The sequence below is a fragment of the Vibrio ruber DSM 16370 genome (assembly GCF_900163965.1).
Lineage (GTDB): Bacteria > Pseudomonadota > Gammaproteobacteria > Enterobacterales > Vibrionaceae > Vibrio > Vibrio ruber.
Map to the genome: position 1 here is coordinate 23510 of NZ_FULE01000033.1, position 11290 is coordinate 34799.

Consider the following 11290-nt stretch of genomic DNA (forward strand, 5'->3'; position numbering starts at 1 on the left):
GTTAGTCTTCACCACATCCGACTAAATCAAACTTTTCAAAGCTGACTTTGAGTAATCTCGGCTGATTATTATTGGGATATTTGATTCTGACCGTGCTATCTGAGTTCTCGTAAAGCCATCCAAATTCTGCTTTCTCAAACTGCTTTCGGTTCATAAATTGAGGGATTACTTCATTATCTAACGAACACCAATAAGCCCCTTTTTCAACATTGATGACTTGCCATTCAAAGTGTTCAATGGCGGTGGGATAATCGCCTTCAGGAGTAACGGCTATTTCACAAACGGAGTCATATTCAACATTGATATCGAGTTGATAATACCGACCCTGTTTATAATCATTCGTTAATCCGTCATCATCATAATAGATATGCTGAGAGGTCTGTGGTGCGAGGCTGAGATGCAAAACTTTGGTATGATCTTTCATCGGGTTCTGAATGTCGCGGGTCCATGTGACTAAACCGCCTTCTTTCAGATACATCGGGATCGTCTCTTCATCAACCGCAATGGTAATCCATTGCCCGCCGGCATAACGTTCATGGGTATACCAGTCATACCAATCACAACCGGCAGGCAGGTAGATGTGGCGTTCCGTCATGCCTTTTTTCATAATCGGTGCAACGAGAATACTGTCACCGAACATGGCTTGATCTGCAATATCATAGGTATTGGGATCCGATTGAAAATCAAACATGAGCGGTCTGAGAACCGGTTCGCCGGTCTGACTATGTTTATGGAACATGGTGTAAATATACGGTATCAGGGAGAGACGTATTTGTAGTGCCCGACGGATTTGAGGGGTCACATCGTTATACATCCAAAGTTCAGTCACGGTATTATCGGTGCTGGCAGAATTGACGCAGAAACGCGGGTAGAAAATACCGGCCTGCGCCCAGCGCATCAGCAGCTCTTGTTCTGGTTTTTCCCGGGTAAAACCACCGATATCAACCCCATGATTCCCGGCACCGGACATACCCATTCCCAGGATACACTGGAAGCCGTAATCAATATCTTCCCAACGGGATTTATTATCACCTGCCCATGTCTGAGCATAGCGCTGGATACCGGCAGAACCGGAGCGGCTTAAGACAAACGGACGAACAGAAGGGCGGCTTTCACGCAATACTTCCTGTACCGCTTTTGCCATGACGGTCGGCTGAATGGCTTTCAAATCAGCGGCAACGCCACCGATACCATCAAAGTCGCATTGTGCCATCCGGTCATTGATTTCATATTCACAGTTATCGTTCCAGAGCATTAAAGCGCCATGGTCGATCAACTGTTCTTTGGCGTGTTTTTTCCAGATTTCACGGGCTTTCGGGTTGGTAAAATCGACAAAAGAGCCTAATCCGCCCCACCAGTTATCGACATAGGGCTGTTTTCCTTCTGCATCCATGATGAAGCCGTTCACCGCAGCAAAATCCTGATATAGCGGATGATCTAACAGAATGCCCGGTTTGGTATTCGGAAAAGCCGGGCATCCCTTATCATTTAAAGTTTCAAAGAAGCGTTTTGGATCGGGAAATCTTTTATGGTTCCAGGTAAACACAAAACGACGCCGATCCGCGGCGGCGGTATAACCTGAAGCAAGTTGGAATGCGCTGGTTGGAATCCCTTCATCTAAGCCTTGTTCTAAAAATGAGAAGTGTCCTTCATCACAGTCTTGATCTAATTCAGCGTAGTACATCGTTGAAGCGATATATCCGAGGCTGTATTTGGGGGTTAAGATCGGGCGGCCGGTTAAGTATGTGTAGCGATCAATCACCTCTTTCAGGCTCGGGCCATTGATAAAGAAGTAGTCGATATCTCCGCCATCGGCTTTAAAGTAGTTATACTCTTTCCAGTAACCTGAGCGTTCACATCCCATGAAAAACTCTGATTCGAAAGTATTATGGTAGAACAGGCCGCTAGCATATCCGGTATCCCCGTTAACTTTGACGTAGAACGGGATATGTTTGTATAAATTCGTCGTTTGCGGTGAATGGTTGTGGCCTATTGCATCTTTTGGGCTTAGTGAGATTCGATGATATCTCTTATTCAATGCACCGGTGGATTCCCCAAAGCCGTAGAAGTTATCGTTGTTTAATTCTGTATAGTGATAAACGCGGCCGAGATGATCTTGTTGTATATTACGGCCGGAAAGATCGGCATGAATTTTGTGACCGTCAGTGTCTGTGACAATCAAACTGAAAACGTCTTTTTTTATCTCAATACGCATTGTTGAAGTAGAGAGGATATATTGATCATCTTGCTCATCAATATTGACCTCGATACCAGCGATACGCTCTCTTTCATCACCTAAAACATGATCAAGCTGATCTTCCCAAGCGGTTTTAGTTAAAATATAAGATGCCTCTTTAAATTCACCCGAGAAATCAGCACGGAGACGAAATATATCTTCGGTTAAAAAGTATAGCCGAATATTACTTCCCTCCGTTTTGAGCAGGAAGTAATTATTTTCTTTTGATAAGGATAATAATTTATTGGTTGTTTTCATGTTAAAACCTTTATTTCACCAGACCGAATAACTCAGGAATAAACATTGATACTGCCGGGATGTAGGTCACCATGGCCAGAACGACTAATATTGCAAAAAACATGGGGACTAAATATGGCGTTGCTTTTTCGATAGGCACATCACCAACCGCACACCCGACGAATAACACCGAGCCGACCGGAGGGGTGATTGAACCGATACCGAGGTTAAAAATAATCATCAGCCCGAAGTGAACCGGATCCATACCGAACTGGTTGACACAAATCGGCATTAAAATCGGTGTAAAGATCAAGACTGCCGGGGTCGCATCCATAAAGACTCCGACGATGAGTAATACAATATTGATCACCAAGAGGAGGATAATTTTGTTATCGGTAATTGAGAGCAGCAAGTCACTGATCATTTGAGGAATCTGAGAGAAAGCCATCACCCATGACATAATGGACGAGGCCGCAATGAGAAATAATATAATTCCCGTCATCAAGGCGGTGTCCATGACAACATCAATTAAGACTTTTCTGGTTAAAGTTTTATACACCAGCGCCAGTATTAAGCTATAGACGACGGCAATCGCAGCCCCTTCAGTTGCTGTAAATGCACCACCGACAATCCCGCCGATAACAATGACAATCAGAAATAACGACGGGACGGCATCTGCGATGATTTTTAATACTTGTGACAAGGTTTCGGGGCTATTTTCAACGGGTAGGTTGTCGCGTTTCGCAAAGTAATATGCGACTAACATAACGGCTATTCCCCAGAGTAGTCCCGGAATCCAGCCTGCCATAAACAGTGCCGCAACAGATGTACCGCCTGATATCAATGAAAATAGGACTAACATCCCGCTCGGTGGTATCAGTAACCCCGTCGGTGCGGAAGCAATATTGACGGCGGTAGAAAAGCCTTTATCGTATCCTTTCTCCTTTTGAATCGGAGACATGGTGCCACCGATAGCCGCACAACACGCCATTGCCGAACCCGATAAGGTGCCGAACAGCATATTTCCCTGAACATTTGCCATGGCTAATGCGCCGGGGAGCCTGCCTCCCATCAGTAATGCGAGATTGATGAGACGTTTGGCAATACCGCCACGATTCATGATGTTGCCCGCCAGCATGAAAAACGGAACAGCCAACATACCGAAGCTATTGATACCCCCGAACATTTTTTGTACGCCCTGAAAGGCCATTTGTTCTGGCTCGATAATGACCATTGCCGATAAAGCAGAGGAGATCCCAATACTGATCGATATAGGGACGCCCATAAATAGCAATAAGAAAAATACGGGCAACATAATCAGCGCGACTTGCATGGTGAAGTCCATTCGCCCTCCTTATCCGAAGATATACTTTTTAATACATCGTTTAAATTACAGATTTTGAAATAAACGGATAAAATACCGGATATTGGCATAACACTGTAAACATAGGATAGAGGGATTTGCATACTATCACTGTAACTACCGATACCAATGTTAACTAATTTCCATCCGCCATAGATCATGATGTAAATAATAAATCCAATGACTAAAAGACTATTTAATATTTCAATCGTACGTCTTTTATTTCCGGTAAACTTGTCTTTTATGATATTTAAAGACATATGTTTGTCAGTTAATCCAAACGCATATGGTGCTGCGATAAAAGTCATCCAAATCATGATATATCTTAAGGCTTCATCAGTGAATTGTGCCGGGTCGTTTAAAAAATACCGGCTGACAACTTGCCATGTTGCTATGGCGACTAATAAAACAAGAAATACCGATAATGTAGAACGGATTACTTTTTCAATAAATAATCTAGTCTTCATACATTTTCCTGTCATTCATCATGGGTGGCATCATGATTGATGCCACCTTTCTGATATCGAATAAATTATTTACTTTCGATTTTATTTAAGTAATAGGCGATTCTTGGATTTTTTCTGGCTTTGACATACATCGGTTCGACCAGTGCTTTAAATGGTTTTTTATCGACCTGATTGAATTTTACATGGAGTTCAGTCTTCGCTAAATCTAATAGTCTTTGTGACTTTTCTTGCTCAAGTTCTGCCACTCGCTGGGTATATTGCTCAGAAAGTTTGGTGATGATTTGTTGTTGCTGCGGTGTGAGTTTCTTCCAGGAACGGTTTGAGATCACCACCATATCAGGCACCATAAAATGCTCATCAAATGAAAAATATTTAGCCACTTCACCATGTTTTGCTTCGGTTAACAGCGTATGAACGCCTTCGGCACCATCGACGATCCCTTGTTGTAAACCAGTGTAGATTTCACCAAAAGGCAGTGGTGTCGGCGTTGCGCCTAACAGCTGGATCGTTTCGATAAAAGAGCGACTGTTCGGTACCCGAATTTTTAAACCTTTTAAATCTTCAGGCGTATAAATTGGGCGTTTGGAATTATAAAAGCTGCGCGAGCCTGCTTCATTCCATGCAATGGCTCTGAAGCCGTTTTTTTCGGTTTCGACGTACAGCTCATCTTTAATCTTATTCATGGCCGAATACATATCTTCTCTGTCATTAAACAGATAGGGAAGCGTCAGCAAACCATAGGTTTTATTATAAGACTCTAATGTTATCGGAGACGCCCGGACAATATCTAAAATCCCCATTTTCATTTGGTCAATGGCTTCTTTTTCTGTACCGAGCACCGAATCAGAAAAGACTTGGATTTTAACTTCACCATGCGTTTCCTTTTCCAGCGCTTTTCCCATCTCTTTCATTGCGACGACCGTCGGGTGTGTTGCCCAATGGTTATCCGCAACTTTTAATGTAATGGACGCGTTTGCGACAGAGGCGATGGAGAAGAGTGCTGTTGAAAGTAGGGTAAGGGAAAGTGTTTTTTTTATCATCGTCTGGCTTCCTTTCACGTTATGTTCATTGTTAACTTTATGTTTTTTAATAACTTAATGTTCGTTATTAATTTGATGTTCGTTATTAACTTGATGTTTGTTATTAACTAAGAGCAGTAATGACATTATTAATATGATTTAACACTGCCTGCTCTGCTTGCTGTGGATCTTTATTCTTTATGGCTGCAAATATTCTTGTATGGTCTCCTATCCAATAACCGTCTGCTGCCGGTTCTGAAGCCAGCTTATCCATTCTTTTACGTGTTTCGTTGTTTAAATGGGTTGAGAAAATTTCTTTTTGAATTTGCGATAACATCGCATTTCGACAAGCTCTGGCGATACAGTTATGAAATTGACAATCCGCATCGATACTGGTCGCTTTACGAAGTTCTCTGTCGCTAATAAATTGAGAACTTTTCATCAACATTAAATAATTTTCTAATTCGTTGAGTTCATCTTCAGTGATTCGTATGGCTGCAAGCGCTGCTATCTGGGGCTCAATCACTTTTCTGGTTTCAAGCACTTCACTGATCGATAAAACACTGTCTGCTAATGAACCGATATGGATACCGGTAAAATCATCTTTTTTAAGAATCACGCCGGAACCGGAAATGATTTCAGCGATACCATGTATTTCCAGAACGACCATCGCTTCACGGACATTCGTTCTGCTAACCCCGAGTTCTTCAACAAGTTTACGTTCTGCCGGTAGTCTGTCTCCCTGAACATAGACACCATTTTGAATTTGGTTGAGAAGGTAATTCACCACCTTCATATATGATTTTTCTGGACTCATTTTTTAAAAGCCTTTTTGACCGGTTACCAGTTCCACAGTGTACCATCCTCCAATCGGTTCACTGGTAAATATGCTGGTTTATACGGGTATTGGGCGGCCAGTTGTTCATTAAAATCAACGCCATGACCGGCGGTCTCTCCACAATGCATATAACCATTGTCAAAGTGGTAATCATTGGGAAATACGTCATTGACGATCGCTTCGTGGGGCATATGTTCCTGAATGCCAAAGTTCGGAACCCAGGTATCAAAATGAAGTGCACAGCCCATCGTAATTGGTGATAAATCCGTGGCACCATGAAAACCAGTCCGGACGTGATATAAAGATGCTAAATCTGCGATTCGACGCAGATGGGTTATCCCTCCGGCATGGACTATCGTTGTCCGTATATAATCAATGAGTTGATTCTCTATAAGTGTTTTACAGTCCCAAATGGAGTTAAAAACCTCACCCACAGCAAGTGGAGCCGTTGTTCGTGAGCGAATCAGGCGGAACGAATCCTGATTCTCGGCCGGAACCATATCCTCCAGCCAGAATGGTCGGTATTTTTCAAGTATTTTCCCGACTTGCGCCGCTTCATTTGGCGTGAGCCGATGATGGACGTCATGCAGGAGATCCAGGTCATAACCGAACTCTTCACGTATCGCAGCAAATACATTTTCAATGTGGTTGATATATTTTGTGGTGCTCCACACCTGTTCTTCGGGAAGCGATGCGTTAGCCGGCTCGTATTTGATCCCTTTTTCGGTGACGCCATAGGTTTTTTTGATCCCCGGAATACCGGATTGAATTCTGATTGCCGAATATCCGAGTTGCTGGGCTTGGCGAACTTCATCGATTAAATGGTCGATGTTGGTTCCATTTGCGTGTGCGTAAACTCGAACGCTGTCGCGGCTTTTTCCTCCGAGTAATTGATAGAGAGGCATATTGGCTTGTTTCGCCTTAATATCCCACAGTGCGACATCAACTGCTGCAATTGCAGTCATTGTGATTGAACCTCTGCGCCAATAGACCCCCCGATATAAATACTGCCAAATATCTTCAATGCGGCTGGCATCCTTACCGATTAATAAGGGCACAACATGCTCTTCAAGATAACTTGCCACAGCAAGTTCACGACCATTCAGCGTTGCATCACCGATCCCATATATGCCTTCTTCTGTTTCTATTTTTAGGGTGACAAAATTTCGACTAGGACTGCATACAAATACTTTCGCACTGACAATTTTCATGATTCCTCCCGATTATGGTTGCCATTTTTCCATTAATTGGTTTCCATTTGTGTGATGGAGTGCTTAAAAAAACAACTCTTCATGGTGGGTAGGTGATTTATTTAATGAGATGTATTGATAATTTATTGATATATAATGACTTTTATATTGATGGGGGTATAAGTATGTTTGCTTATTGTGATCAATGTTAAATATTTGTATTGATATGCGGTATTTTTTGGTTGTAGGATTAAGTTGATTTGGTAACCATTTTGATGGTGTGTATTGTCGAGAAATTGTCGTGACAAGGTGAGACAGAATGATAGGTCAGAAAGCACCCGGTGAAGGTGCTCTATTGATGTAATACTTCAGGGATACCGCCTTGGGTATACTTCTTTGCGAATGCTTCCAGTGTCAGGCCGGCATGGTTGCGGATATTGGGATCACAGCCTGCTTGGTAAAGCTGTCTGGCAATCTGAAATTCACCTTTGATGATGGCACCCATAATCGCTGTATTGCCCCGTTTATCCTGAATACATGCGTTGGCACCGCGTTGCAGTAATAGCGCTGTTGCTGCTTGCTGCCCGTTGTAGGCGGCGACCATCAGGGCGGTATAGCTTTGCGGGTTGCGCTGATTAATCGGAAAACCCGCATCCAAAAAGGTGTTGAGCACCTCGGTTTCACCAATCCGTGCCGCAGCAAAAAACAGACGGATTAATTCATCCCCGGTTACAGTTTGCTGTGGCGATGACGTGGGTAGCGTGGTCTGCGAGCCAGCGGCAAAACACCAGCAGGGTATCAACAGTAAACAAAGCGTGAATCGTTGTTTCATCTTTCACCTCATTTGTGATGCAAAATCGGATGATTGCTCGGGGCATCTTGGCAACTTTGTGTGACAAACTACTTATGCCCTGATGTTGTCAGGGGATGGCTCACGAGACAGCTTCTTATTCGGGCAGAAAAGAGCTATGGTGTCTCGTGAGCCAAATTAATTACATCTGAGTCAGTTTGATCACGTCAGCGAGTTTGGCATCGACAGCCTTCGTTAATCGTGTTCCGTAATCCTGATCAGCGCGGTAAAAGTAACTCAGCATGGTATTTTTGATTTTCTGATCATTGACCTTACTGAGATCGGCTGCGAGATTGGTAATCAGATCTTGCTGATCCTGATCACTCAGGCTCCGATAAAACACACCGGCCTGATAGAAATTACGTGGCTGACTGATTGGGGCTTGCTGCACCGTACCGTTGAGTTGGGTTGCGAGTGCACGATATTGCGTATCTTCAGACCAGTTGAGTTTTGAGCTTGGTTCGTAGTTCACATCTAAGTTAGTTTGACCGATATTCGTGGCACCATCTTGATTATGGTTGCGAACCTGAACGAGTGGTCGGTTGATCGGTAGTTGTGCGACATTTGCACCAACGCGATAGAGCTGTGTATCGGCATAGGCGAACAGGCGACCTTGTAAAAGTCGATCTTCAGACGGTTCAATTCCCGGAATGAGGTTCGAAGGCGCAAAAGCGGCTTGTTCGGTTTCCTGAAAGAAGTTATCCGGCACGCGGTTCAGCATCATGGTTCCGACTTTGGTTTCCGGCACGCCAAGCCACTCTTTAGTGGCATCCAGTCCGTTATAGTCGAGCTTGAACAGCGCTTCAGGTGTGAGGGTCTGGACATACAAATCCCACTTCGGATAATGACCGGCATTGATCTGCTGATACAGATCATTGGTCAGGTGATTGAAATCCTTTCCCTGCACCTCGGGCACTTCCTGAGGACGAAGTCCTTTGACACCTTGCTGGCTTTTCCAGTGGAATTTGACGTATTTCACATCGCCTTGTGCATTAATCCATTTATAAGCATGAACACCAAACCCATCCATCATACGGTAGCTTGCCGGTGTACCGAGATTGGTATACACCCAAGTCAGCATGTTGGTTGAGCCCGGCTCATGACTGAAGAAATCAAAAAACCGGTTGGGATCCTGAACATTGGTGATCGGAGACGGTTTCAGAGAATGGACCATATCGGCAAATTTGATCGCATCGCGGATAAAGAAAATGGGTAAGTTATTACCGACCAGATCCCAGTTGCCTTGATCGGTATAAAATTTAGTCGCAAATCCGCGCGGATCCCGGAGTGTCTCCGGTGAGCCTTTCGGGTGTATCACCGTCGAAAAACGAACGAATACCGGCGTTTTTTTACCGGCTTCGGTAAATGGTGCAGCGGTTGTCAGCGCACTAAAATCGCCACTGGAGACAAACTCACCATGAGCCCCTGTACCACGGGCGTGAACCACGCGCTCGGGAATACGCTCTCTGGCAAAGCGTTGTAATTTTTGGATCAGGTGAACATCTTGCAGTAACACACTGCCTCTGCTACCTGCTGTCAGAGAATTTTGATTATCACCAACCGGAGCACCATTGTCCCGGGTTAGCGTCTGAGCCTGACTTGTTAGTGTCAGTCCCAGTCCTATTGTTATGATTAAAAAGCCTTTTGACGTTCGCATGATGATTTCCTTCATGTATGACAAAAGCCCTTTCCTGCCCAAAATCGAGTATACACTTATGAAAGTTTATGAATAAAACGAATATTAACGATTAATATGATGGAAAAAAACGATTAAAAATATGATGTATTCGAGGGGCTATCGTATTTGTTACATCAAAAACAACATTACTTTTAACTCAATATCATAAAGGGAGAGTTGTCGCGTTGACTTAAAAAATTGAATGGGTTTCAGAATATTCAAATGATATTTTTGTTATTAATAAAAAGGGAGCCGAATGATAAAAAACCAGTCGCAGTTTTGATAGACACATCGCCATAAAACATGATAACTAATTCTTACTCAATCAGATAAAGCTGGCTCCTTCTTATGATGCACGATATAACGACCATGGCGATTACTGTTTTTATGGGATTTTTTGCCATGATGAATCCTATTGCCAATACCGCAGTATTCATCGGCTTGACTGCTAACCAAAATCAGCAACAGCGAAAAAATACAACCATTAAAGCTCTGTTCACCGCCTTTATTATCATTACCGCATTCTGTCTGTTGGGAAAAGGTATCTTTGAAGTGTTTGGGATTACCTTACCTGCCTTAAGACTTTCCGGCGGTATTTTAGTCTTTATCGTTGGTTATAATATGTTACATGGTAGCGCGTCCAAGCTTCATTCTCACTCAGATACCACACTAGATGATGACGACAGAGATATTGCAATTTCGCCTTTGGCTCTGCCGATTCTGTCCGGACCGGGTACGATTGCTACCGCGATGAACTACTCGGCATCCGGACAAATGCTGCATATTATTATCACGATTATTTCATTTGCTTTACTGTGCCTGATTACGTTCGTGTGCTTTTTATATGGTGCCAAATTAGTTGAAAAAATAGGAGAAGCGGGAATCAGTATTACAACAAGATTGATGGGCCTGATTCTCACCATCATCGCTGCTCAAATGTTCATACAAGGCGTCCACGACGCGTATGTTCTGTTCCAGAGTTCAAATATAGGCAATTAATGTTTTCATTCTCCCGCAATGGTCTTCTTTGTTGGGTAGTTGATTTGCGTGTCGTGAAACATTTTTAAAGCGAAGCCAAATTGAGCGATGCTCTCAGGGGGAAAATTCAAGGATGATTTTTTATATTGTTTATCATGGTATATTGTTTGTTCTGGTTGTTATTATATCTATTTGATTTAGTTGTTTTTAATTGCTATTTTGCTCATCAGTGTTCATTGAAAAATATCATCAGTCAATGAATTGTGTGTAGCTATATGTGTAGTAAAAAATAAATTATGGCAGCAATTAACAAACTTTCAGATAAACAACTTAAGGCCATTCATGGCAAACCTTATACAGGGCGTCAGGTGGTTTCTGACGGTGCCGGACTCTCTGCAAGGATCTCTCCCAAAGGTAAAATTGCATGGGTCTAC

General features: G+C 43.2%; 9 protein-coding genes. 1 reads left to right on the forward strand and 8 read right to left on the reverse strand.

Annotation, left to right across the window (positions count from 1 at the left end; genetic code table 11):
• Window position 1 precedes the first annotated feature (1 nt).
• The 8 genes from VR7878_RS12845 to katE1 all read right to left on the reverse strand — a co-directional run bounded on the left by VR7878_RS12845 (window position 2) and on the right by katE1 (window position 9857).
• Window positions 2-2494, reverse strand: coding sequence for a glycoside hydrolase family 31 protein (locus tag VR7878_RS12845; RefSeq protein ID WP_077336495.1), 2493 nt, complete (start codon window positions 2492-2494; stop codon window positions 2-4).
• Between the two features lie 10 nt (window positions 2495-2504).
• A complete protein-coding gene (locus tag VR7878_RS12850; protein ID WP_077336496.1) occupies window positions 2505-3818 on the reverse strand; it encodes a TRAP transporter large permease in 1314 nt (437 codons plus the stop codon).
• Window positions 3791-4303 carry a TRAP transporter small permease gene (locus tag VR7878_RS12855; RefSeq protein WP_159440465.1) on the reverse strand — a complete coding sequence of 171 codons (513 nt, stop codon included), beginning with the start codon at window positions 4301-4303 and terminating at the stop codon, window positions 3791-3793. Before VR7878_RS12855 ends, VR7878_RS12850 begins: the two co-directional genes overlap by 28 nt.
• 65 nt (window positions 4304-4368) lie before the next feature.
• On the reverse strand, window positions 4369-5343 hold the full coding sequence (locus tag VR7878_RS12860) for a TRAP transporter substrate-binding protein (RefSeq protein ID WP_077336498.1): 975 nt from the start codon (window positions 5341-5343) through the stop codon (window positions 4369-4371).
• Window positions 5344-5446: 103 nt separating this feature from the next.
• Window positions 5447-6139 carry a FadR/GntR family transcriptional regulator gene (locus VR7878_RS12865; RefSeq protein ID WP_077336499.1) on the reverse strand — a complete coding sequence of 231 codons (693 nt, stop codon included), beginning with the start codon at window positions 6137-6139 and terminating at the stop codon, window positions 5447-5449.
• A gap of 23 nt (window positions 6140-6162) precedes the next feature.
• On the reverse strand, window positions 6163-7371 hold the full coding sequence (manD, locus tag VR7878_RS12870) for a D-mannonate dehydratase ManD (RefSeq protein ID WP_077336500.1): 1209 nt from the start codon (window positions 7369-7371) through the stop codon (window positions 6163-6165).
• A gap of 331 nt (window positions 7372-7702) precedes the next feature.
• Window positions 7703-8182, reverse strand: a complete 480-nt coding sequence (locus VR7878_RS12875; RefSeq protein ID WP_077336501.1) for an ankyrin repeat domain-containing protein — start codon at window positions 8180-8182, stop codon at window positions 7703-7705.
• A 160-nt stretch (window positions 8183-8342) separates the two neighbouring features.
• Window positions 8343-9857: a catalase KatE1 gene (katE1, locus tag VR7878_RS12880; protein ID WP_077336502.1), complete on the reverse strand. Its 1515-nt coding sequence runs from the start codon at window positions 9855-9857 to the stop codon at window positions 8343-8345.
• A gap of 372 nt (window positions 9858-10229) precedes the next feature.
• Here katE1 and VR7878_RS12885 point away from each other — a divergent pair, with 372 nt between their 5' ends.
• The gene (locus VR7878_RS12885) at window positions 10230-10877 is read left to right on the forward strand and encodes a MarC family protein (RefSeq protein WP_077336503.1); all 648 of its coding nucleotides are present in this window, start codon (window positions 10230-10232) and stop codon (window positions 10875-10877) included.
• The last annotated feature ends 413 nt before the right edge of the window (window positions 10878-11290 follow it).